Source organism: Leptothoe spongobia TAU-MAC 1115 (assembly GCF_018739885.1).
In the GTDB taxonomy this organism is placed as follows: domain Bacteria; phylum Cyanobacteriota; class Cyanobacteriia; order Phormidesmidales; family Phormidesmidaceae; genus Leptothoe; species Leptothoe spongobia.
Genome location: NZ_JADOES010000033.1, coordinates 1 through 22,120 on the forward strand (window position 1 = coordinate 1; position 22,120 = coordinate 22,120).

Genomic DNA, 22,120 nt, shown 5'->3' on the forward strand with positions numbered 1-22,120 from the left:
TCACCATCACGTAGGCAAGCGGCCATACGACGGTTGGGGTAGCAGTTACCACCAGCTTGGATTAGACCTTGGTTCTCACAAATCATACCAGCGATGGCATCTGATACCATGCAGCTAGCGTTGGATGCAATAGCGTTTACAGCATCTAGGCGACGGTTACCGCTAGCAACAAATGCCTTAAGAGCTGATAGATCACCGATAGGTGCAGTACTGGCATCAGCGGATACTACCGCTCTAGAAAAAGCGTCAAGCATGGAGCTCTCCTTACTTCAAAAACACATTGGGTAAGTTCTTTAGGCAACCTTCACAGTAGTTCGGTTTGCCACGTATTCACCATAGGCAACCGCCGTCGCCTAAGTCCTTGATATTAACAACAAAGCAATATTCCGTTACATATGGCTTATTTAGATCGCCATAACTTTGGCATAACTAATGACAAACGACAGCTCAGCCTTAATATATATAGAGAGATATAGAAATCTGTTAAAGGTATTTAGCAGATTGCGTCGCACATAACTATTGCTATTTTTGAGCTATAGCAATCACTGACGTTGTGAGCTATGTGCGTCAAGCTATACATATGAATTGTTTTGAAAAGCTGAAAGGATTATCGTTATGACTAGCTCTGCCGATACGGCCGCTCCCCAGGTCACCATTGAAGAAATTACTGAACTGATCACCGAATTTGAGAAGTATCGTGAGCGTTTAACCAACGAAACGTTAGATGCAGCTAAAAAAGCAAAAGTGTCTAAGAAAGAGACCATGGCAAAATTAGAGCCTGAACTTGCAAAAATTGATGCTGCTCTAGCACAGCTTCGGGCTCAGTTAGCAGCTCTGACACCTGAAACAGCCGCTGAGTAGTTGTCTCTTAATCCCTTGTAGGTCAAAACCTATGCAGAAAAAAATAGAGGTCTTGACCTAGGAAAATCGCTAAGAGCAATCACCATGTTAGATGATCAAAATCCGCTGCGTAGTCAGCTAGAAGATGAACTCAACAGCTCAGCATGGCTGCAAAAATTTAAGGCCATGAATCAATTACTCCATGGCCTTAAAGCAAATATTGCGGATATTTCTGTCTGTGAACTGAAGTGGGATACAGCCACCAATGGCTTAAGTATTCATTGCCCTTCGGCTGAGGTTAGAGAGCGGCTGAGGTTACAGCGAACTGAAATTATTGAGATCGCAAACTATGCTGACCGGATCAAACTACTACTACCCAACAGCGAGCCGGTTCTACTCAAAAGCTAACATTGGCCTTTTACTATTAGCCAAGATAGGGAGCTAAACCACGTCTAAGTTGAAAACTGTAGTTTCTCCCACGGTAAAATGACCGTTCTGGACGTTGTTATACGAAATCCTGACTGATAGCGTCCGGTATAGCAGGGCATCCACAAGGGAGTGCCCCTACAAGATTGTCTATTTTTAATCGGGCTTAATGATTCGGATTCGGTATTAGAATACCCTCCAGGATTGCTCGTAGATGCATGAATGGGGGGCTATTTTTCTTGACTATTCCTGCTTAGAGCGGGAATATTTTTGTACCATTTCCATTCGCGATAGGGCGCTGACCGCCGTCTCTTTGACATAGCCATCTGCGGTCTCATCTTCAGCTAGATTTGTGAGCACCTCGACAGCCTGATCTCCACCGACGGACGCTAAGGCATTCACAATTGACACCGATAGTGCCAAGTTATCAGTGGTTTGTAATGTTTCTAGCAAAATATCTAAAGCCGCATTACCAATTTCCCCAAGTGCCATAGCTGAGGCAATATGAACCACAGGGTTGGGGTCATTAAGCGACCGCTTTAAACCCTGCAGACCGATCTCGGGAAATGGCTCGTCAGGATAATATAGGGCAACCTGGGCTAAGGCTTTGGCACAGCTACCCCGTACCGTCACATTTTCGCTACTCCCTAAAGCTTCAACAATAGCGGGGACAGCATCTACCCCTACAGCTCCCAGGGTTTTCACAGCTGCACGACGATAGACCGTATCCTCGGCGTCCAACGCACTCATTAGACGGGGAATAGTTGTTTCGTCACGATTGTCAATAATATCCACCATGGCTCGCTCGCGGATATTGGGATTGGGGTGCTTCAATTGCTCAAAGAAAGAGTCCATGGCTTGGTAGAAAGATTTTTAACTAAAGAAGAAAGTAACGTAGGGTGGACATTGCCCACCGTCCCAAAGGCATTGGCTACGAATTCATTAAACCTGTACTATTTGTTGTAACACCTGGTAATACCTGGTTAGCCTTGGCTCTAACGGCCCAGTCATCAGCCTCTAATAACAGTTTATGCTGACTATAGTCACCTAGTTTTTCTAAAGCCATTAAAGACGTATATTGCAGCATCCAAATATTGCTTTGGGCACTGGTTTGTAACGGGGCAATCGCTCGCTGATCACCCAGATAACCTAAGGATAGGGCAGCAGCAGCACGAGATTTCATAAATTGGGGTGATGTATTAGTCAGTGCCTCCAACAGTAAATCGTAAGCAGGCTGATGCTTGAGCCACCCCATCAATTTCATGACATGGTAATGGGCTCCATAGTCATTATGGGCTTCGGCCTCATAGGTTTCAAATAAAGCGGTCGGCACGGCCTCACTCTGTTGTTCAATCAGAGTCTGAGTAGCCAAATAAGTACGGCCAAAGTCAGTGTGGTAAAGTTCTCGGATCAGAAATTCAAGCACAGGTGGCTGATCATATTCGTGCACCAGGTCCAGGTCATTAGGATGATCGAGCAAGATCTGTTCGATTACGGGTAGCACCTCATTAATGCTCACTTCTCCAGCGGCTATACCACTGTCAGCTAAGCTGCGAATAGCCCGTAATCGAAACATCAGGGAAATAGGGCAGCGAGCAATCGCCGGAATCGCCGCATAATACCGAGCATTAATTAGATCTTCGAGACAAGCTCGACGAGCATTTACACTATCGCTTTGGAGAAAAGAGACCACCCGATCAATTTGACTGAAATCTTGAGCAAAACGGCAGACGGTTGCGATCGCGGCACTCGCCGTCGGCTCATCCTCATGGTCCATAAAGGGACGAACTCGGTCCACAGCTGCCACATAATTCAGTTTCACCAGAGTATGGATAATCACCCGATACGCCTGATCCGGTTTCAACAACAGTTGGGTAATTTCTTCTAAAATCTCGGTATTTTCTGTACCAATCTCACCAATCGTCCAGACAGCAGCCTCTACGGTGTATCGATCCGTATCAGATAAACAGGGACGAATAACCTCTAAGCTTTGTTTCGCCTTTAACTTACCTAAAGACTCCACCGACTTACGTCGAGTAATGCGGTTATCCAATGAATCGTAAGTAACATTTACGGCTCGAATAAGAGCATTAATTGAGGCTTCTGATGGATAATTTGCCAATTGAGAAGCTGCAATATATCGCTCACTCTCATCAGTCGCTTGCTCAGGAGGTGTATCCAACAGAGCAATAGACTGTTCTTCTGTTAAACCAAAAATATTGGCAAAACGATTATCCATAGGACAGTTAAACAGCGAAAAACACAAAAAGATAACGAATGGCCTAAGAAATATAAGCCGTTTACGAAAACAAACCTGAAGACTCTTACGAGTCTCCAGGTTCAGACTAACTAAATGTAGTCAAATGCTTAATGTAAGCAAATCCTTAGAAAAGGAGTCCTTTAGAAAAGGGTCCCTTAGGAAAGGGTCCTTTAGGAAAGGGAGTTAATTACATAGTCAACTAGTGCATTGTACTCAGTCAATGCCTGAGCAGACATGTCACGAGGAGCACAACCACGGTTACGAGCAAAGCTAAGAGCAGCTACGTAAGGACCAGTAGGTAGGTTAAGAGCGCGGTAAACTTCACGCTGACCAGCAATACCCCACTCATCAAGAGGACCAGTACCACCAACAACTAGGCTGTAGCTGATCAGACGAAGGTAGTGCTTGACATCACGCATGCACTTAGTCTTGAAAGTCTCACTAGAGTTAGCTTCACCAGCATTGTTCAAGTAGGGATACTTAGCGATGCAAGCATCGTAAGCTTCTTTAGCTACGTTATCCAAGTTGCCAGATAGCTTCTCAGCAGCTTCCATACGTGCAGCAGCACGCTGAAGACTACCTTGTACGGACTCTAGGTCGGAAGTGGAAGGAAAACGACCAGCTGCATCAGCTGCAGCGATCACAGTTGTAACAACAGATTTCATTGGTTATTTCTCCAGTGGTTAGTTCGATCGTTTGATCGTTAATATCGAAGAGTTAGTCTCGCGTATTAGATAGTCAGTAGATGACTAACCAAGAGCAGAGATAACGCGATCAAAGTAGCTAGAAGCTTCAGCAACTAGGGAAGCACAGCGATCGTTAACAACAGGGGAACCCATCTTACGTAGACGAGCGCCAGCACGAGCTTCGCTGGGGTCATCCTGAATGTGAGCAGCAGCCTGTGCCTTCATGATCTGTACTGCACGTACAGTGGAAGTTGCAGGTACGCCTAGAGCAGCGTAAGTCTCCTTAAGACCATTCAAGCAACGATCATCTAGAACGGAAGCATCACCAGCCAATAGAGCGTAGGAGACGTAGCGAAGAACGATCTCACCATCACGTAGGCAAGCGGCCATACGACGGTTGGGGTAGCAGTTACCACCAGCTTGGATTAGACCTTGGTTCTCGCAAATCATACCAGCGATGGCATCTGATACCATGCAGCTAGCGTTGGATGCAATAGCGTTTACTGCATCTAGGCGACGGTTGCCGCTAGCAACAAATGCTTTAAGGGCAGACAGGTCACCGATAGGTGCAGTGCTGGCGTCAGCGGATACTACCGCTCTAGAAAAAGCGTCAAGCATGGAGCTCTCCTTGTTTTGTTAAAAACTTTTATTGGTGTCGAACCCAGTTCGTTTTAGTTCAATCACCATATGCACAATAAAAAATGATGGTGACCAATGTCTCAATTAGTGAGAAGAAAGCAATAATCCGTTACAAAAGGCACAGAACACCTAAAAATAACCAGTAGATGAGCCCAAATTAGCCATCAGCTTGACGACGCAGGCCCCGCTGAACCCACATTTCAACAAAGGTAAAGAACACCTAACAAGACGCTTAAAAGCACTAGACTCGCTCGTCAAAACGGGTGTGAAAACTACCGTACTTGATCCAATACTGCTGCAAATCATGATGGGGCGTATGCAAGCTAGCTTTGGCTCGATATAAAACCACACGCCGATGCTGACCGATCCAAATCTTTTTGACAGGATCGACACAAATTAAAGTTCCCCCCAAAGCTTTCAGGCAGTCTTGAAACTTGTCTATCGTCGAATATTCTACAGTTTCAAAAATGAAAAAGTTCCCCGAGCGAATTAGGTGCCGACTGCGGATCCACGACTTCATCTTCTTTTGTGCTTGAGGCGGAAGCATAGAAATCTGAATCGTGTCAAGGTCTATTTTTAAGTCTGCTTCAAGTTTTTCAGAAAGGTAATTCATTATCAAAACCGGTACGCTTTCGGAATTTTAAAATGCCCTCGGTTGACCCCCACACATATTCATCTGTCTCAACATCCATACCCTGGTCGATGCTCATCCAGGTGCTTTCAGTAATTTCCACATGGCTGGTGAGATAGGTTATCTTGCCTTCCTTAGGAATAATGCAAGCTTTCCCAGGCTCTACGCTACCAATAAACGTATCCCCCTCACGTTTAAATACCATCGAGCATCCTTCTCGACGCTCAATACAGTCAGGGGTAACCGTTTTAAGGATATCTAGATTATGACCACCACCTGCATAAAGTAAACGATCTTTCAAGCCATAATTCTCAATGTAGACATGATCTCCCTTATCAATTAGGCGATGTATGCCTTGCCGATAGGGCGTCCAGAGATCATAGTCATAGGTTTGCTCCGAATATAAGCCTACACCACCGAAAAAGCTGTAAGGCAATGGCCGAAAGAAAATACGAATATGGGCAAATTTTGTGGGCTCGTCAAAGGCCTGTTGCTGATTACTAAAATCCCCAGACATCCACCGGGCAAGCGTTATAAATTCTTGGGAATAAGCCTCTTTATCTAAAGAGGCGTCAGCATTGCCAGTAAGCACCATTCTTGTAATAAATACTTATTTTTCTAACGTAGCCCCTAGCAAAACTAGGAAACAATTTTATGTTGAGGTGTTACTGATCCTTTGAGATCGCACACAACCAAATCACCCACTTAAACTAGTTTACGCAGACAATGGGCAAAACGCTAGCATCAAAGCCATATAGAGCCTCAACGTATCATCATTTGATGACTCGCTACTTGTCAGGGAATGTCCATCTATGGGATCGGATTACGCCGGACTTCTGACGAAAAACTAGCCGTGGTGACGCCCTTGCCATCACTGGTTTTAATCAATGACACCCGAAAGCGTAAGTTAGGTGTGGCAAACCAAATTTTTTCTTCAGCTGCCGCCCGATCGTAGGATGTCGTCAAAACAAAGGTGCCATCCTCCCCTAAACAATAGCTACCCACAGCTTCCATGGTTTCCGCATAGCCCTGTTCTCGCAATAACTTGCCCGTAGTTGCACTATCGGGAACTGGCACCAAAATTGTCGACCCTGCCATGACTTCATCTTCATCCCAGTCAGACTCCCCTTCCCAACTCATTTTGAAAGGGCTGACCACGATCTCTGGGCCAACATCATAGCGCTTACACAATTCCAATACTCCTGGCTCATCGATTGTTAGAGGCTCAATGGTTATGGTAGAGCGGACCTCCTCAAAATGAGCAAATGCTAAGTGATGGGCACTTCGTTGCGATCTCCATTCGCCGAGTGAGCGTTGAACAAAGGTTTCAATATCCATCTAGTTATAAAACGAGCATCCAACAGAATCATGTTGCTATCTATCCTAAAGTAACGCTTAACTTTGTCAAAACTAAAAGGGCAATGTATAAAAAACTCCGGCAGAGGTTATCTGTTTTCACAGGATATCCCTACCGGAGATTTAACTAGTTAAGAGAGGAGTTGATCAGAGCTTGACAAACGACTCCGCCACTTTAGAGCTACGACTTAACACCTAAGCAACTTCTGAGATGCTAACGATTTTAGCTCCAGAGCGTTGAACGTTCTGAATACGCTTAGAAAGCTGAGCAAAGCCGACGTCTATGCTGTAGTTACTCTGGGTAACCCGCGCACCAAAATTAGCCTTAGAAACGGTAATGCGGAAGCGCTTACCTGTATTGCTATAGGCACCGGAACCAGCAGCTGGCGTCTTAATTTTAGTGCCAAGATTACCAGCAATATCACCTACTAGTGATTTATTGATGGCATTGCTAGCGGCATAACCCCGATCTAGAGAAAAGGTGCGATTAAACGCAACGTTTTTCAGCCCAGATTGACTGACGTTTCCACGGATAAAGGGAACAATATTCTCGCCAAAGGCTGATTCATACTCATCACTATCGATGTAGGAATCAATATCTGCGTCATAACCCTGGGTGTTATAAGTGGCAACATGCTCTGCAATTTCAGACTGATCTTGAGGAGCCCGACCTAACAGATTTTGAAAATTGGCTTCAATAGACCGATAGGAAAAAGAATTCTCAAAGAAACGAGCCCGATAGAGATCGGATGTGGCTACCGCACGGACAAACCCTCTAACGGTGATATCCCCATCTCTAAGCATTGATTCAGCACTGGAGAGCCCCTGGCCATCCAGCATATGTCTATTGCCCAATACCTGCTTGTAAACGGCTCTAATCACAACTTGTAGATCATCTTCAGTTGCATTCGGACGCAGTTCAGTGGGAGCCGAACTTTCTAACCAAAGTGCCATGATGTTATGTCTCCTAATTTAGTGATGGTTAAGTATTAAAAAAGTAGACAGTCTCAATGCATTAGAGAACTGTCTTCAGGGCATTAGTAACCAGCTTCAGTGATGCTGACAATTTTGCCGCCACGTTTCAAGACATTTTGGATGGTCTTGGACATTTGGCCGTAGGAAACCAAGTACTCTTGGTTGCTAACACGGTTAATGGCAGCAGCAGCAGAGGATGTGGAAGCTTTAATTCGGAAACGCTTGCCAGTGTTGCTATAAGTACCGGAACCACCACGAGGCGCGGAAATCTTGCTAGTGAGATTTCCGGCTACAGAGCCAATCAAACGAGCAGACCGACCGCGATCGCTAGTTGCATCACCTCGTACTAGAGCAAACGTACGATTAAAGTTGACATTCTTGTAACCTATCTGGCTTTGAGCACCGCGCACATAGGGAACAACATCTTCACCAAAGCTGCCAAGATACTCAGCACTATCAAGATAGGAGTCAATATCAGCGTCATATCCCTGGCCATTGTAAATAGCCACATGCTCTGCGATTTCAGACTGATCTTGAGGAGCCCGACCTAGCAAATGCTTAAAGTTAAGCTCAATAAGCTGGTAAGGAGACGATGTTTCAAAAAATGCAGCGCGATAAAGATCGGACTTAGCTACAGCACGGACAAAACCTCTAACGGTGATGTCGCCATTACGCAAAAAAGACTCAGCGCTAGTAAGACGCATATTGTCCATAACATGCATATTGCCTAAAACTTGCTTATAAACTGCATTAATGACTACTTGAACTTCGTCCTCAGTAGCATTAGGACGAAGTTCAAGCGTTGCTGAATCTGCAACCCAAAGTGCCATGGATCAATAATCCTCCAAAAAATAGTTTGAGCTTGTTAAAGGGCAACCGCCAAATCCAATGTAACGAACAGTGCTCATTAGACAACGGGCTAGCTATCAGAATCCTTAGAACTAGCGCCCCTAGGCCGTTATGCATCAATAGGGAAAGCCTCAATCTGAGAATATGGACCAAGCTATGATCACCAAAACCCACAGTTCGATCAAAGTATCCTATTTAGTACAAATATCGGATTTCGAGGGTCAAATGAGAACAACTTTGATTTTCTTAATGATATAGCAGCAACATATGTAAACAAAAGGTAATGTAAATAACAACTCGCCAAATGGTGAGCTGTTAAAGGGCAGGCATAAAAGACCTTGAACCAAATTATTGGCAATATTGAAAAACTATCAGCAAACCAGAGCCACTAAAAAATCCATACAATAAGCTGATTTTCAACTCTAAAAGGGATAAACCCTAATCGAACCCTGCAGCCCAGTGATTTAAAGCGGACTACAGGGTCAATGGAAAGTATCCAGTTAATTATGTCTCAACGCATAAGCTATCAAACAAGCCCAAGAATTTTCTGAATCAACGTAGTGCTATCACGAACAATCGGTTTTTGAGGTTGAATTGGCTGATGATCAACAGGATTTAAATAGGATAGGCGTGATTCCAATCTAGATTTATTAGTCGGGCTGGCCACACTACTAGATGAAACGCTTTCGAGCATGTCAAACATATTGATATACCCGAGTAACCGTTTACCGGTTTGAGTTTTATATCCGCGATAGAAAGGAACTACATTTTCACCAAAGGCTTCTTCATACTCATCACTATCGATGTAGGCATCAATATCAGCATCGTAGCCCTGGTTATCAATGATATCGCTATGATAAGCAGTCTCCTGGTAACTATCAGGAGCGCGACCTAGCAGATTTTTGAAGTTTAATTCATGGCAACGATAGCGAGGAGAGTTGTCAATAAAGCGAGACTTATAGAGGTCCGACTTAGCAAGAAGACGAACAAATTCACGAACAGTTAAATTGCCATTGAATAGCTGCTCTTCAGCAGCTGTCAAACGCTCACTTTCCATCACATAGGCGTTACTCAAAACCTGTTTGTAAATAGCCCTAATGACAATTTCCTTATCCTGAACAGAATCACCAGGAATCAACTTCACTGGAGCGGCATTAGCTAGGACATTAAATTGGCCTTGCCAGATAACAGCTCGTTGAGCTGCAGATAGCTCACTATCTGCATTAAGACCATAGGTATAACGCTCCCCTTTCAAGTCTGAGGAGGATGTTTCCAGAGTTGTGGATGTTGTTGTTTCCACATCTAGGAGAGAAGAGGCTTCCTGAGCAAACACAGATAGAGCCGGAGTCTCTGAAATATCAGTAATTGCACTACAGCCATTGCTGAGCAAAGCCTGATCTAATTCAGGAGAAGAATATCGATTGACCGATTTATCGCTACTGGAAGCACCACGCAAAAGTTGGAAAGAGTGGGTATACCCAGCCAGAGCTTTACCTGTTTGAGTTTTATAGCCTTGATAGTTAGGAACAATCTGAGCACCAAATCGTTGGAAATATTCGTCACTATCAAGATAGGAATCAATCTCAGCTTCAAACCCTTGCTCTGCCAAAATCGTAATATGCGCAGAGATCTCAGCATGACTTTCAGGTGCACGCCCCAGTAGGTGTTTGAAGTTCAGTTCTACCGTCTTCAAATTTGGACAAGTTTCAAAGAATAGGGAACGGTAAAGATCTGACTTCGCAAATAGTCGAACACATTCTTGAACCGTAATCTCTCCACTCTGGAGTTGCGACTCGATTTTAGGTAATCGCTCACTTTCCATCAAGTGAGCGTTACCAAACACCTGTTTATAAATAGCCTCAAGCACAACATTGACACTACCAGCAGAATCACCAGGTACCAATTCTACTAATGGCCTCTCATCAAACGCCTGAGTGTAGGAGCCTGTAATTGAAGGTGAACCAACATCTTGATCACCTACAGCAATGGGTGCTCCGATTGATTTTGCTAAATCAAATCCCTTGGGGTTGAAGACAGGGGGCGTTGGCTTAAGTTTTACCTTGCCCGACACATACTTCTTAAGAGACGTTTTCTGACTATCTCCAATGGTCTCAGCAATAGAACGATCACTGCTGCAATCACCCTTAATTAAATCGAAGATGCGGTTATATCCAGCGGTAGGCTTGCCAGTTCGTGTCGAATAACTGACATAGTAAGGAACCGTGTTTGAGCCAAAGTTAATGTTGTACTCTTCACTATCTAGATACGTGTCAATGTCAGCTTCAAGGCCCTTTTCTGCCAGGGTAACAATATGCTCAGAAATTTCTTGGAAGTTATCAGGAGCACGGCCCAAAAGGTGCTTGAAGTTTAACTCAACCGCTCTGACGTTAGAACAACTTTCAAAAAACAGAGCGCGATAGGCATCTGACTTGGCCAGTTCCCGAATAAAGCCTTTGACATCTAAATCTTTTCTCTTTAGCTTTGATTCAGCGGCTAATAAACGTTGGCTCTCCATCAAGTGGACATTGCCAAAAACCTGTTTATAAGCCGCGCGGATAACAAGATCGATATCGTCGGAACCATATCGAACAGGTTGGCTCTTCCTGGCGGCAGGGAAAGTGGCCGCTGCCTCACGAGCTCTATACTGCTGTAACCAAACAGTGGGGGAGGCAGGAGCTGCTAAAAATTCTGACGTCTTGTATTGAGGAACAACATAGGTGGCTCTAACGACTGGTTCCTCTTCAACCGTAACTTCTTGAGGCGGAATTATTGGTGTTGAGAACGGCAGCGTTTCAAGGGGTTGGATTTTCGTTGGAGTCCCCCCTAGCAAACCGGCTTGGATTTGTGGCGACTTATTATTGTGGATTGACTTGTCGCTACTAGAAGCCCCTTGAACTAACTGAGATGAATGGGTGAAACCGGATACTGGTTTACCTGTCTGAGTCTTGTGACCTCGATAGTAAGGCACCAGGTCAGTGCCAAAGGTTTGTAAATATTCAACGCTGTCAAGATAAGAATCAATCTCAGCATCAAAGCCACCCTCAGCAAGAATACGAATATGCTCAGAGATTTCTGCGTTACTCTCCGGTGCGCGCCCTAGCAAATGTTTGAAATTTAATTCAATGGCTCTGAGGTTAGGGCAGCTCTCAAAAAATACAGCGCGATAGCGATCTGATTTTGCTAGCTGACGGACAAATTCCAGTACGGTGATCTGACCACTACGAAGTTGGGACTCGGCCTCCACCGCACGCTCACTCTCCATTAAGTGAGCATTGCCGAATACTTGCTTATATACAGCACGAATAACAATATCTGTATCGGTAACTGATGTTGTGCCAACCAGTTCTACAGGTTGAGAATCTGAAAAAGGACTTAGATAATTCTTAGTAACATCAAAGTCAGCCTTTGGAGGAAGGGCCACAATCCTAGCAGCTTCAGCCTCGGCAGAATTTGTCTTTTTGAGAGCTGTCGCTAAATCAAACCCTTCAGGATTAAACTTCTTCCTGTTGGATTTTATGGCTGCAGGGCGGAACAAAGTGTTATTGATCATGAACTTGTCAGGACCTTCCTTCCTCTAGAACGGCAATGTCTTAATTAAACTAACCACATATGATTGGCATTCCACATATATGGCTGTCTTTAACCCACCTGAAACTATAGGATCTCTCCCTATACAGCAAAGAAACCGAGAGACCCCAACCGGAAAAATATAGCTAACTTACCAAGTATTAGTCCGGCCTACTCAGACAACAATGTTGAAAAGTAGTAGCTCCAAAACCAACCCTGGTATACAAGGTTGGTTTCGAAGCCTACATCACGAGAAGATTAAACAATCTCAGTAATGCTAACAATCTTGGCACCTGTACGATGGATGCGCTGAATCTGAGGCGTCATCTTATCAGCAGATACGATGTACTCATTCATACTGACACGACGGGGAGCATCAAACTTAGCCGCTGTAGTCTTAATCTTAAAGCGCTTGGTCGTACCTGAATTCAGATTAGTCGCAGCACGCTTGACCTTATTACCCTTCTCAGCACCAGCCACTTGAGAAAGTAGCTGAGCCGACTTCACAGCGCTACTTACTTGAGCAGGACCCCGATCGATCGCAAAGATACGGTTATAACTCACCTGAGACTGGCCAACCTGAGTCACATTGGCATTGTATGAAGGCACCACATTTTCACCAAAGTTGGCCTGGTACTCATCGCTATCGATATAGGAATCGATATCAGCGTCGTAGCCTTCTTCTACGCAACGACGGATATGCTCAGATAGCTCAGCCTGACTTTCTGGAGCACGCCCCAAAAAGTGCATAAAGTTCAGCTCAACAAAGCGATAAGGAGCACAGCTCTCAAAGTAACGGCTGCGGTAAAAATCAGACTTACCTACAGCCCGAACAAAGTCTCGCACAGAAAGAGTGCCATCACAGAGCTGAGACTCAGCAGTTACTAAACGCTCACTATCCATCACATGGGGATTACCCAAAACATGGCGATATACAGCACGAATGATCGCTTGCTTATCCTCATTCGTACTACCAGGCCACAACTCAAACGTTGTCATCGGAGATCTCCTACTGATTTTCTAAAACGCTCTCAACAAACTAGATAAATCAAAACCCAAAGGCAAAAGCCAATCAACCTATGCCTAAACAGAACCGAACCTAAATCGACGCTTAGGTAACAGGGGTAATACTGGCAATTACGCCGCCCTGACGATGAATACGCTTGTATTCATCAGATAGTTTATCAAAGGGAACCAGATAAACTTTGTTGGAGCGACGGAATTTGGACACACGATTAAATACGGCGGAACGGTAGCTAGTAACTTCGACACGATAAATCTTACCGTTGGAACTAGCACCCACACCATGACGAGTGCGAGAAGAATCTGCAGGAGCCTGGAACAACCCACCATCAGTAGATGGAGATACGACAGGTGTTGCCGTAGAGTTGATCACCAGTGAATTCAATCGAGGCTTCTTGCCGTTGACACTCCCCTTCAAGGAGCTACTGGAGGCACCACGCACCAACTCAAAAATATGGGTAAACCCAACCATATTACTAGCCTCGGTCTTGTAGCCACGGATATAGGGCACAAAGTCTTGACCGAAAACAGTCTGATACTCATCACTATCGATATACGAATCGATATCAGCCTCGAAACCTTCAGTGTCCAGAACGGCGCTATGGGCCTTCATTTCTGCAAAACTCTGAGGGGCACGACCTAGTAAATGACGAAAATTGAGTTCGATATTACGGTAGCGGGGGCAACTCTCAAAAAAACGAGAGCGATACATATCAGATTTTGCAACTGCACGCACAAAATCTCGCACGGTAAGCTCACCGCGCTTAAACTGAGACTCGGGCACCGCTAGGCGCTCACTTTCCATCACGTAGGCATTACCCAAAACCTGTCTGTAGACGGCTTTGATAATAGACTCGAGGCCCTCACTATCGAGGCCAGGAACCCACTCGACTGGAGGGGTCTCGTCGAAAAGGCTGACGCCCAATCGTGAAGCTGGTCCAAAAGCCATTAATGCTATCTCCTAGATGACAACAATGGTCTAAATAATTTTATCTCGGAATGTTAAGAAGCTTAGGATCGACTATGTCTATCAAGCATTGCTGAACCTTATAAAGCGAACCCCAAATCAGCAGGACGCAGATTATTTGGACTCAAGGCAGACAGCTTAGATTAAGCCTGACCAAAACTGAGTATAAACACTCGCTGAGATTTATCTTCGTATATAAAAGCAGCCTCTAATCGTCAAGAATTATAAACTCCTGAGCCCTGGTAATCTCTGGGGCAAAGACCAATGCTTCTAACAGCCGCAAAAAAACACCCAATCCCCCTACCAGAAAGAGCTTCCAACCAACAATCAACAACCTGTGACATGGGCATCCAATCACCCCTAACAATTATTTGATTTTACAAAAGTACACATTAAGCCGTCAAATCTGAGACATTCTTGGACAGAATACTAAAAATTTTATGGAAATTATTGATTTAGGCCTTAACCAGCTAATTCTGGAATATTTAATCGCGCTTGACTCAGGGTGTGCTGATAACGTCAGCAATGCTTAATGGGGGTAATAGTCCCTGTGCTAATAGTCCCTGTGCTAATCGGAGTTAATTGGATTGGAACTCGCTAAGAGCCGTAATCAAATGATCGAAGTGAGGCTCGATCTGGGCGTCGCTGATTGTCAGATCGAGCTGAGTGAGCTGTTGCTTGCTAGCCGTTTTGAGGGACTGGAGCCCAAAGACCATGGCATCTAGGGGGACTTGCAGTTCCTGATAAAGCTGCTCCATATAGGTTAGACCAACGGCACTGGTATAATCAGTGCGCTGAGCCGCAATGCCATAGGTAATACAGCGTAGAAAGTGCCAAAAATCACGCCAGCAGGCCTCGGCCCGCATAGGGGGATACAAACCGCCTCCCGGCTCCGTAATACCGGGAAACTGAGCCAGCACTTGAGCGCGGGCGGTATCCACAATAGTGCTGGCATGATCACGCAGACTGCGAGCAATGACCCCGGCAGGCATACTCCCTAGAGTTGCATCGTCTAGATAGACACGCTCATCATCTGCAGCTTGAAGAGTTGCGATCGCACTTTCTCCGAATTGTTCTTGCCAGCCCTCAAAACTAACAATCCTGGCCTTATCAATCAACTCTTTGACCCTGGGACTGAGTTGAGCCGCCATAGCCATTAACTCCTAATCACTCCAATGAATTATGCCTCCATTGTGGCAGGAGACTTACCCATCAGATCATGAGCCCCCAGTTAATCGACCGATAAAACTCTATTCTGCCTTTACGCCCCATGGACATTACCGAAATTAAAACCCTACTGGCAGACAGTGATTCTCAACAACGGCTCAAGGGAATTGTTGCCCTCAAAGCCTATGACGTTGATGTAGCCGGTCCTTTACTACTCAGCAAACAGAACGACTCAGCATTTTTAGTCCGTTCATTTGTAGCCATGGGCCTGGGGCGCAAGCGCAGCAATGCCGGGTTTGAAGCACTATTAACCATGATGCAAGGGGATAGTGATGCCAACGTTCAAGCAGAGGCATCCAATTCTCTGGCCATGTATGGTGCACCGGCCATCCCTCATCTGGTGCAAACGTTTCAAGACAATAGCCACTGGCTGGTACGACGCAGCATCCTTGCTGCCATGATTGATCTTCACAGCCCAGCCCACATGCTCGAAATCTGCATGATCGCTATACAGGACAAAGATTTGACCGTCATCAATGCCGGCATAGACCATCTCTCTACCCTGGCCAGTACCGACCAAGCGGAGGCCGCCCTGGCCGCAATACTACCCTTCAAAACCGCAAAAAGCTGGTATACCCGTAGACAAGTTGCGATCGCCCTAAAACGATTTGAGCATCCAGCAGCTCAAACAGCTTTATTAGAACTTCGCCAAGACCCCAATCATCGAGTGGTAGCAGCAACCCTGGAGAACCTGGTTCCTTAAGCACCTATCTTGAATCAGGTTTACGGAAAACGGCCTCACCGATTTGTAGCTACTAGCCTCGTATTACAGTTTGGCCTAGCCACAGAACTGTAGATATGGCTACAGCCTGGAAACGGTAGCTCTGTTAATTTTTCTCTTAACGAGAAACTCATTAGGTATTCAAGGTCGCCATCCTTAACAAAGGCTTTATTGCCGTTTCTTAGGGTTTTCGCTATCTTGAATGTAAACAAATATAGACTTGTTTCGTTATAGCTTGATTTCAGGTGCATCGCTTAAATTAAGGTCCTAAACTCTATGTCATTGTCTGTGATTACCACCCCTACTGAAAACCTGGAAACGTTGGCTGCTAAATTCTTTAAGCATTCTGTCGGTGCATGGACATCCCAACGTCGTTACTACACCCTCAAAAATGGTGAGGCCCAGGAAGTTGTAAGCGCCCTAAAAATCGAGTTTTTAGAGGCTAATCACCCTGATTTAGTTGCCTTAGCAGCCATGCATCACTTAGATTTGGCCATGATTTGCGGAGTGAAATCCTCCTGGGAAAGTAACTACATCAGCCCCAGTCGCAAACAGGCTACTGGTTCCACGATATTTGGCATTCAAGGCAATATGCTCTATCGCGATCGCGGTTTTGCCACAGCCAAACCGGTTGTAGCCACCTATCAAATGCGCGATCGCAACACGATGCAACTGCACACCGAATATAGCGGTTCCTCCTTTGACGAAGAACTAAAGCTGATCGGCAATAGCCACCGAACCCGCCAGACCATTATTTCGCGAGCCGGGCAGGAGATTATGATCGGTCAGTATTTAGAGACACGGGTTTAAGAGCAGTTTCAAATATATCGAACTTGATTGTGCATCTCATCAAAGGTGACTTGGTTAAGTATGGCAAGCAATCGTTGTGCAATCTCTTGAGGTGAACGACGCACAGCAAAAATTACTCCATAATGCATTTGCTCTGAATCAAAATAGCTTTGGACAAGCTCTTCAAAGTCAGTTCTATTGTGGGTCACTAATGTCCTACATTGCCCCACAGCATAAACCAGTTGCTCTGCATCAGTTGCATGAAGCTGTCTTGCATCCCTTGCGGTAATAGCATCAAAGCCTTTTGCTCGCAGCAAGTCTGCCACAAGAACATTAACATCTTCATCCAGATATAGGCTGATAAATAGTCTGCTCACAAGTCTTTAACGAGTGGGTCAAGCAGTTCATCAGGAATACGATTTTTCTCAATGTATTGATTAATTTCATCCTGGTGATCGCTGTAGTAAGTTAAGGCCCCAAAAATTTGACCTAGTGACAAGTGGGGCATTCCTTTTGGAATTTCCTCCGGTGCCATTCCCATGCGCCAAGTTTCAACAATGGCCCTTACAGGTGTCCGAGTACCTTGAATAATAGGTTCTCCATGAAGTATTTCATCATCTCGCACAATATAGCGATATGCCGTTGTTTGAACCATCATCACCATTTCCTAATCTAGCTATGCATTATCGTGTTGCTAAGGCTGCGCCCAACATGCCTATAGTCTAATCAGCAAGAGACGTGAAGGTACTCTAGACAAGTGATGCCCTTAGCTTTCAGATACTCCATTTTCTAAGCTCCGTCGCGTCGTATTGCGAGTTAGGCCATTCCACACATCCAATTCACTAGCAGGACGGCCCAACAGCTGCCCTCTTGAATTTTGGGTCAGCCCCTGAGCCAGGGTGAAGTCAGCTCCGGCAATATTGCCCACCATGTCAAAATCCACTCCCGTCAGGTCTGCGGCCCGCAAGTCAGCTTTTTGCAGCTCGGTGCCACTCACCCTTGCATTGCGTAGACTGGCTCCCGTAAGAAACGCTTTTTGCAAATTAGCCCCACTTAAACTGGTGTCATCCAAAATAGCACCGGTCAAATCCGCACCACTGAGATAAGCCCCTAAAAGTTTTGCCCCTCGTAGATTGGCTCCCCGCAGGTAGGCAGTATTTAAAAACGCACCATTGAGCACAGCTCCTGGACCAACGGCCCCAGAGCTTTTGTAAGAAAAGCCTTCGGGCCACTGGGTATGGTCATCGTAGAGAGCAATATTTAATTTGGCTTCGGCTAACACTGCTCCGCTTAAGTTAGTCCCGCGCAAATCAGATCGGTGAAGAAATGCTCCTGTCAGATCAGCACCGCTTAAATCTGCACCTTGGAGTTCTACCCCGCGCAAGTCGGCCTGTTGAAGCTGAGCACCCGCCAGGTTTGCACCCGCCAGGTTTGCACCAATCAGAGTCACCCCCCGAATACAACTGCCAGTCAGATTTGCCTTTGATAAATCGACTCGATACAAATCAAACCCACGCAAATCTTTACCGGAGAGATCAACTCCTGACAATTCATGGTTAACTAACAAGCGTTCTAGCAAAGACGCATCTAAGCTTGGAGTTTCGAGATGGCTCATAGGTAGCTAAACTTTGTAATTAAACCGTGTTCTTTAAGGCTTAGTGTAACAGCGCCACTGAACACCATTCTGAATGTAAGCAGCCATTTAATACGGATAAGCTCCCATGCCATTTCAATCTCCCATGACCATGATGGACTTCTTTCGCAAAAGCGAAGGCATCTGGTTTATTCAGCGTGCTGTACACCACTTTGACTCAGTTGCCGATGAATCGGGAGAATCCAATCTCATTGTGGATGTAATCCAAGCTCAGGACCCACGTATTGTGGAAATTTGTCAAAGCCAGAATGTGGATCCAAGTAAAGCTGCTGGCGGAGCCCAGTTCTCTTGGCAATCTAATACTAAAGAATTCATCTACAATTCTGATTACGCCGCTATTTTGGTTGATATTCCCAACGATGATCAGGGACGAACAGGCCAGCTATTAAGGGATCGGGGCTATGTAGAAAATATGCCCGTGGTCGGGCGCTATGGCTTTGCCGAGGATGGTGTTCTCACCATTGACAATGAATATGACAAAAACCAGGGTCAAGAACGCTGCTGGTTTCTCTCCGATGACTTCCGCGTACGGGTGAGCACCGCTCGCCTTGCCAATGGCATCAATCTGATGACCTATTGCTCAGAACGACGCTTTGTCACTCAAGATGACCTAACAGCAATGGTGCAGGCAAATGCCTCTCGATTGCAGTCAGCATGATGTAACGGAATGTGTCTTTGTCTCTAACAATGGAGACATGGTCCTCAGATATCTCCTATGCTGCAAATGGCAGAGGGTATCTGTCGTAACCGTTATAAATTAAGGCGAAGACAAATGTACCGCCCTTTTCTAGAGCATTTAGAAACCTCTTTGAAAGAGAGATTTGAACTTCAACCACGAGCCATTCCCGAGGGTCTGGAATGTCAGCTCAGCGAGCGAGGGCGGAATCCGGCATCGATTCAAAGTTGGTGTTATCAGTCACCTGAACTAAGGAAGATTCGCTACACCTATATTGACGGTGGCAAAGGCGCACAAATATTTAACGGTGTTCTCTACCCCAACCATTGCTACGATGTGCCCTTATTAGGAATTGACTTTTTATCCTTTGGTAAGGTTAAAAATCTAATTGTTCTCGATTTTCAACCTTTGTTCCAGGATGAGGCCTATGAAGCCAAGTACCTGATGCCGCTAAAAGAACTCCGCGACAACTATGCGGAGCTGGCTCAGGGGCTGGAAATGAAGTTTTACGATGCAAACCAGTACTTCTCAAAGTATTTGCTGTTTGCAAAAACAGACACTGAAACCGTGTCTACTCGTGTATTGGCTGCTTTTAAAGATTATTTGGATCTCTATTGGCGGATCTTGGCAGATGCTGAGCCGTTAACCACCGATGTGGAGGTTGCGCGGGTCAAGCAAGCTCAGATTGACTATGACCAGTACAGTGCTGAGCGTGACCCGGCCCATGGTCTGTTTACCAGCTACTTTGGCTCAGAGTGGGCTGATCGCTTTCTCTATGAGTTTCTATTTGAGGATGCTGTTCCCCTGGCGGTCCAGGCTCACTAGATGTAAACCAACTTACATAACTTATGTCAAAGGGCATCCATCAGCGATGCCCTTTGGTGATTATTCCTATGACTCTATATCAACCATTTTTAGACTATGCGATCGCAACTCTTCAAGATCGTCTAGACTTATCTCCCTATCCTATCCCTGCTGGCTTTGAGAGCAACACAGCCACCACTGGTAAGGGCAAACGTGAAGTAACCGTGCATACGACCAGCCATGGCTACTGTTCTCCTAAGCTCAGACAAATTCGAGCTGCCCATGTCCAGGCTGGCGACAGTTTGCAGGTACTCAATTTTGTCATCTTTCCTCGGCTGGAGTACGACCTACCCTTTTTTGGCGGAGACCTGGTGACATTGCCAGGTGGGCATCTGATCGCCATTGATATGCAGCCTCTATTTCGCGATAGCCCGGACTATCAAGCTCGCTATAGTGAGCCGATTATGCCCATGTTCAATCGCTATCAGCAGCATTTACCTTGGGGCGGCGACTTTCCAGAAGAGGCCCAGCCCTTCTTTTCCCCTGCATTTTTGTGGACCCGTCCTACTGAGCTAGAGGATGTAACCACCCACGTATTCAATGCCTTTAAGGATTATCTCAATGCCTACATAGGCTTTGTAGAACAAGCGCAACCCATAACTGATCCCGAGCAACTCAAAGCCATTGAAACCGCCCAGCTCAGTTATATCCGCTATCGAGCCGAGAAAGACCCGGCCCGAGGGATGCTCACCCGTTACTACGGTGCTGAGTGGACCGAAGAATACATCCATGGCTTTCTATTTGACCTAGAGCGCCATTTACAGACGGCCTAGACACTCCAGAAACCGAGACCCAAAGATAGCTGGACAACAGAATTGAGGAGGCAACAACAGGATTGTTGCCTCCTCAATTTTTGCTGAACACTTTTTTATTGACAGAGCTCCAAAGACATGCGTGAGTGGCCTTTTCGTCGACTATGGAGTCAGCTTCAAGACAACTCACTTAAATAGCGCATTTTTGATAATTCTGTCCGTTATCAAACCACCATAACCCTTATAATTTGTAATATATTGCGTCCCCATCGCAGTATATAAAATAGACTGATGGCTTTTAGCAGACAGGCTTGTAGCCCTCATTCACAAGGTGCCAGCAACATTTATTGCACAGGGTAAAGTTTCTTTAACTTCCTTAGATTCATACCCTATTCGCTTTAATCTTCAATATGGGGAAAGCGAAGTTTGCTGAGATGATTAATGGCTTCTGTGAAGAATGTTTCAAATTGTCTGCACTCGCCTATCTATTTTGAAACTGTTTTTTTAATGCAGTTGCTTGACGGGTTCTCGTCCCCACTTTTTTGGAAACTTACTTCGACGAATCAAATTTAGGAGAGTCAATCTATGTTTGATGCGTTTGCTAAGGTCGTCTCCCAGGCTGATGCAAGAGGCGAATATCTCAGCAGTGCTCAATTAGACGCTTTGTCAGCAGTTGTTGCTGACAGCAATAAGCGCATGGATGTAGTTAACCGTATAACTAGTAATGCATCCGCTATCGTGACAAATTCCGCTCGGGCTTTATTTGCCGAGCAGCCTTCACTCATTGCTCCCGGTGGTAACGCTTACACTAGCCGTCGTAATGCTGCTTGCTTGCGCGATATGGAAATCGTCTTGCGCTATGTAACTTATGCGATGTTCACTGGCGATGCTAGCGTACTCGATGATCGTTGTTTGAACGGTCTGCGTGAGACCTATCTTGCTCTTGGAACTCCCGGCGCTTCTGTTGCTGTTGGCGTTCAGAAAATGAAGGCAGCTGCCGTCGCCATTGCTAACGATGGAGGTGGCATCACTACTGGTGACTGCTCAAATCTGATTGCTGAACTGTCTACTTACTTTGATCGTGCAGCAGCAGCTGTTGAATAATTTGACTTCCTAAGCTTTTCTTTAGCGAGGTTGGTCTATGACAGATAAAGAGAGTTCTTTAATCAACTGATTCTTTTTTCTGTATGTCTGTTTAGAAACATTGGGAGATATCTC

At 45.5% G+C, this 22,120-nt stretch carries 24 protein-coding genes and 1 pseudogene; 8 read left to right on the plus strand and 17 right to left on the minus strand.

Annotated elements, in window-relative coordinates; all coding sequences use genetic code 11:
- A pseudogene (cpeB, locus tag IXB50_RS15265) lies at positions 1–254 on the minus strand (C-phycoerythrin subunit beta); the annotation flags it as partial.
- Between the two features lie 361 nt (positions 255–615).
- On the opposite strand from cpeB (IXB50_RS15265), the gene IXB50_RS15270 reads away from it, so the two are divergent.
- Together IXB50_RS15270 and IXB50_RS15275 are read left to right on the plus strand one after the other, a co-directional pair.
- Entirely contained in the window at positions 616–861 is a 246-nt protein-coding gene (locus tag IXB50_RS15270; protein ID WP_215609848.1) for a hypothetical protein, read from the plus strand.
- 84 nt (positions 862–945) lie between these two features.
- Positions 946–1,248 carry a hypothetical protein gene (locus IXB50_RS15275; protein WP_215609849.1) on the plus strand — a complete coding sequence of 101 codons (303 nt, stop codon included), beginning with the start codon at positions 946–948 and terminating at the stop codon, positions 1,246–1,248.
- A 261-nt stretch (positions 1,249–1,509) separates the two neighbouring features.
- Here the strand turns inward: IXB50_RS15275 and IXB50_RS15280 are convergent, their stop codons facing one another.
- From IXB50_RS15280 to IXB50_RS15340, 13 genes are all read right to left on the minus strand, one after another.
- Positions 1,510–2,121 (minus strand): HEAT repeat domain-containing protein, encoded by a 612-nt coding sequence (locus IXB50_RS15280; RefSeq protein WP_215609850.1) that lies wholly within the window; start codon positions 2,119–2,121, stop codon positions 1,510–1,512.
- Positions 2,122–2,197: 76 nt separating this feature from the next.
- Complete coding sequence (locus tag IXB50_RS15285; protein WP_215609851.1) at positions 2,198–3,505, minus strand: HEAT repeat domain-containing protein; 1,308 nt, start codon at positions 3,503–3,505, stop codon at positions 2,198–2,200.
- Between the two features lie 191 nt (positions 3,506–3,696).
- On the minus strand, positions 3,697–4,191 hold the full coding sequence (locus IXB50_RS15290; RefSeq protein ID WP_215609852.1) for a globin family protein: 495 nt from the start codon (positions 4,189–4,191) through the stop codon (positions 3,697–3,699).
- 84 nt (positions 4,192–4,275) lie between these two features.
- Positions 4,276–4,830, minus strand: coding sequence for a globin family protein (gene cpeB, locus IXB50_RS15295; protein WP_215609853.1), 555 nt, complete (start codon positions 4,828–4,830; stop codon positions 4,276–4,278).
- Positions 4,831–5,092: 262 nt separating this feature from the next.
- On the minus strand, positions 5,093–5,398 hold the full coding sequence (locus IXB50_RS15300) for a CpeR family transcriptional regulator (RefSeq protein WP_215609903.1): 306 nt from the start codon (positions 5,396–5,398) through the stop codon (positions 5,093–5,095).
- A gap of 49 nt (positions 5,399–5,447) precedes the next feature.
- Positions 5,448–6,077 (minus strand): chromophore lyase CpcT/CpeT, encoded by a 630-nt coding sequence (locus IXB50_RS15305; protein ID WP_215609854.1) that lies wholly within the window; start codon positions 6,075–6,077, stop codon positions 5,448–5,450.
- 215 nt (positions 6,078–6,292) lie between these two features.
- A complete protein-coding gene (locus IXB50_RS15310; protein WP_215609855.1) occupies positions 6,293–6,820 on the minus strand; it encodes a phycobiliprotein lyase in 528 nt (175 codons plus the stop codon).
- A 213-nt stretch (positions 6,821–7,033) separates the two neighbouring features.
- Entirely contained in the window at positions 7,034–7,792 is a 759-nt protein-coding gene (locus IXB50_RS15315; protein ID WP_215609856.1) for a phycobilisome rod-core linker polypeptide, read from the minus strand.
- Positions 7,793–7,875: 83 nt separating this feature from the next.
- Entirely contained in the window at positions 7,876–8,643 is a 768-nt protein-coding gene (locus tag IXB50_RS15320) for a phycobilisome rod-core linker polypeptide (RefSeq protein WP_215609857.1), read from the minus strand.
- 545 nt (positions 8,644–9,188) lie between these two features.
- The gene (locus tag IXB50_RS15325; RefSeq protein WP_215609858.1) at positions 9,189–12,212 is read right to left on the minus strand and encodes a phycobilisome rod-core linker polypeptide; all 3,024 of its coding nucleotides are present in this window, start codon (positions 12,210–12,212) and stop codon (positions 9,189–9,191) included.
- 275 nt (positions 12,213–12,487) lie between these two features.
- Positions 12,488–13,228 carry a phycobilisome rod-core linker polypeptide gene (locus IXB50_RS15330; protein ID WP_215609859.1) on the minus strand — a complete coding sequence of 247 codons (741 nt, stop codon included), beginning with the start codon at positions 13,226–13,228 and terminating at the stop codon, positions 12,488–12,490.
- Positions 13,229–13,340: 112 nt separating this feature from the next.
- Positions 13,341–14,201 carry a phycobilisome linker polypeptide gene (locus IXB50_RS15335; protein ID WP_215609860.1) on the minus strand — a complete coding sequence of 287 codons (861 nt, stop codon included), beginning with the start codon at positions 14,199–14,201 and terminating at the stop codon, positions 13,341–13,343.
- Positions 14,202–14,797: 596 nt separating this feature from the next.
- Positions 14,798–15,370, minus strand: a complete 573-nt coding sequence (locus IXB50_RS15340) for a globin family protein (RefSeq protein WP_215609861.1) — start codon at positions 15,368–15,370, stop codon at positions 14,798–14,800.
- Between the two features lie 119 nt (positions 15,371–15,489).
- On the opposite strand from IXB50_RS15340, the gene IXB50_RS15345 reads away from it, so the two are divergent.
- Positions 15,490–16,149 (plus strand): HEAT repeat domain-containing protein, encoded by a 660-nt coding sequence (locus tag IXB50_RS15345; RefSeq protein WP_215609862.1) that lies wholly within the window; start codon positions 15,490–15,492, stop codon positions 16,147–16,149.
- Positions 16,150–16,443: 294 nt separating this feature from the next.
- Positions 16,444–16,977 carry a phycobiliprotein lyase gene (locus IXB50_RS15350; protein ID WP_215609863.1) on the plus strand — a complete coding sequence of 178 codons (534 nt, stop codon included), beginning with the start codon at positions 16,444–16,446 and terminating at the stop codon, positions 16,975–16,977.
- Between the two features lie 8 nt (positions 16,978–16,985).
- Here the strand turns inward: IXB50_RS15350 and IXB50_RS15355 are convergent, their stop codons facing one another.
- From IXB50_RS15355 to IXB50_RS15365, 3 genes are all read right to left on the minus strand, one after another.
- Positions 16,986–17,333, minus strand: coding sequence for a DUF5615 family PIN-like protein (locus tag IXB50_RS15355; protein WP_215609864.1), 348 nt, complete (start codon positions 17,331–17,333; stop codon positions 16,986–16,988).
- A complete protein-coding gene (locus IXB50_RS15360) occupies positions 17,330–17,611 on the minus strand; it encodes a DUF433 domain-containing protein (protein ID WP_215609904.1) in 282 nt (93 codons plus the stop codon). The genes IXB50_RS15355 and IXB50_RS15360 overlap by 4 nt, the downstream gene beginning before the upstream one ends.
- 111 nt (positions 17,612–17,722) lie before the next feature.
- Positions 17,723–18,571: a pentapeptide repeat-containing protein gene (locus IXB50_RS15365; RefSeq protein WP_215609865.1), complete on the minus strand. Its 849-nt coding sequence runs from the start codon at positions 18,569–18,571 to the stop codon at positions 17,723–17,725.
- A gap of 106 nt (positions 18,572–18,677) precedes the next feature.
- On the opposite strand from IXB50_RS15365, the gene IXB50_RS15370 reads away from it, so the two are divergent.
- From IXB50_RS15370 to IXB50_RS15385, 4 genes are all read left to right on the plus strand, one after another.
- A complete protein-coding gene (locus tag IXB50_RS15370; RefSeq protein WP_215609866.1) occupies positions 18,678–19,268 on the plus strand; it encodes a phycobiliprotein lyase in 591 nt (196 codons plus the stop codon).
- A gap of 114 nt (positions 19,269–19,382) precedes the next feature.
- The gene (locus IXB50_RS15375; RefSeq protein WP_215609867.1) at positions 19,383–20,111 is read left to right on the plus strand and encodes a 15,16-dihydrobiliverdin:ferredoxin oxidoreductase; all 729 of its coding nucleotides are present in this window, start codon (positions 19,383–19,385) and stop codon (positions 20,109–20,111) included.
- 68 nt (positions 20,112–20,179) lie between these two features.
- Positions 20,180–20,923, plus strand: a complete 744-nt coding sequence (locus tag IXB50_RS15380) for a phycoerythrobilin:ferredoxin oxidoreductase (protein ID WP_215609868.1) — start codon at positions 20,180–20,182, stop codon at positions 20,921–20,923.
- Between the two features lie 564 nt (positions 20,924–21,487).
- Complete coding sequence (locus IXB50_RS15385) at positions 21,488–22,006, plus strand: phycocyanin subunit beta (RefSeq protein WP_215609869.1); 519 nt, start codon at positions 21,488–21,490, stop codon at positions 22,004–22,006.
- Positions 22,007–22,120: the final 114 nt, after the last annotated feature.

What these genes read in the sequence shown, in the direction of transcription:
- IXB50_RS15280 (WP_215609850.1), bottom strand. Translation starts at nt 2,121, where the DNA reads ATGGACTCTTTCTTTGAGCAATTGAAGCACCCCAATCCCAATATCCGC.
- IXB50_RS15350 (WP_215609863.1), top strand. Translation starts at nt 16,444, where the DNA reads ATGTCATTGTCTGTGATTACCACCCCTACTGAAAACCTGGAAACGTTG.
- IXB50_RS15375 (WP_215609867.1), top strand. Translation starts at nt 19,383, where the DNA reads ATGTACCGCCCTTTTCTAGAGCATTTAGAAACCTCTTTGAAAGAGAGA.
- IXB50_RS15345 (WP_215609862.1), top strand. Translation starts at nt 15,490, where the DNA reads ATGGACATTACCGAAATTAAAACCCTACTGGCAGACAGTGATTCTCAA.
- IXB50_RS15290 (WP_215609852.1), bottom strand. Translation starts at nt 4,191, where the DNA reads ATGAAATCTGTTGTTACAACTGTGATCGCTGCAGCTGATGCAGCTGGT.
- IXB50_RS15305 (WP_215609854.1), bottom strand. Translation starts at nt 6,077, where the DNA reads ATGGTGCTTACTGGCAATGCTGACGCCTCTTTAGATAAAGAGGCTTAT.
- IXB50_RS15360 (WP_215609904.1), bottom strand. Translation starts at nt 17,611, where the DNA reads ATGGTTCAAACAACGGCATATCGCTATATTGTGCGAGATGATGAAATA.
- IXB50_RS15370 (WP_215609866.1), top strand. Translation starts at nt 18,678, where the DNA reads ATGCCATTTCAATCTCCCATGACCATGATGGACTTCTTTCGCAAAAGC.
- IXB50_RS15275 (WP_215609849.1), top strand. Translation starts at nt 946, where the DNA reads ATGTTAGATGATCAAAATCCGCTGCGTAGTCAGCTAGAAGATGAACTC.
- IXB50_RS15325 (WP_215609858.1), bottom strand. Translation starts at nt 12,212, where the DNA reads ATGATCAATAACACTTTGTTCCGCCCTGCAGCCATAAAATCCAACAGG.
- IXB50_RS15335 (WP_215609860.1), bottom strand. Translation starts at nt 14,201, where the DNA reads ATGGCTTTTGGACCAGCTTCACGATTGGGCGTCAGCCTTTTCGACGAG.
- IXB50_RS15330 (WP_215609859.1), bottom strand. Translation starts at nt 13,228, where the DNA reads ATGACAACGTTTGAGTTGTGGCCTGGTAGTACGAATGAGGATAAGCAA.
- IXB50_RS15285 (WP_215609851.1), bottom strand. Translation starts at nt 3,505, where the DNA reads ATGGATAATCGTTTTGCCAATATTTTTGGTTTAACAGAAGAACAGTCT.
- IXB50_RS15380 (WP_215609868.1), top strand. Translation starts at nt 20,180, where the DNA reads ATGACTCTATATCAACCATTTTTAGACTATGCGATCGCAACTCTTCAA.
- IXB50_RS15270 (WP_215609848.1), top strand. Translation starts at nt 616, where the DNA reads ATGACTAGCTCTGCCGATACGGCCGCTCCCCAGGTCACCATTGAAGAA.
- IXB50_RS15310 (WP_215609855.1), bottom strand. Translation starts at nt 6,820, where the DNA reads ATGGATATTGAAACCTTTGTTCAACGCTCACTCGGCGAATGGAGATCG.
- IXB50_RS15365 (WP_215609865.1), bottom strand. Translation starts at nt 18,571, where the DNA reads ATGAGCCATCTCGAAACTCCAAGCTTAGATGCGTCTTTGCTAGAACGC.
- IXB50_RS15315 (WP_215609856.1), bottom strand. Translation starts at nt 7,792, where the DNA reads ATGGCACTTTGGTTAGAAAGTTCGGCTCCCACTGAACTGCGTCCGAAT.
- IXB50_RS15340 (WP_215609861.1), bottom strand. Translation starts at nt 15,370, where the DNA reads ATGGCGGCTCAACTCAGTCCCAGGGTCAAAGAGTTGATTGATAAGGCC.
- IXB50_RS15320 (WP_215609857.1), bottom strand. Translation starts at nt 8,643, where the DNA reads ATGGCACTTTGGGTTGCAGATTCAGCAACGCTTGAACTTCGTCCTAAT.
- IXB50_RS15385 (WP_215609869.1), top strand. Translation starts at nt 21,488, where the DNA reads ATGTTTGATGCGTTTGCTAAGGTCGTCTCCCAGGCTGATGCAAGAGGC.
- IXB50_RS15300 (WP_215609903.1), bottom strand. Translation starts at nt 5,398, where the DNA reads ATGCTTCCGCCTCAAGCACAAAAGAAGATGAAGTCGTGGATCCGCAGT.
- cpeB (WP_215609853.1), bottom strand. Translation starts at nt 4,830, where the DNA reads ATGCTTGACGCTTTTTCTAGAGCGGTAGTATCCGCTGACGCCAGCACT.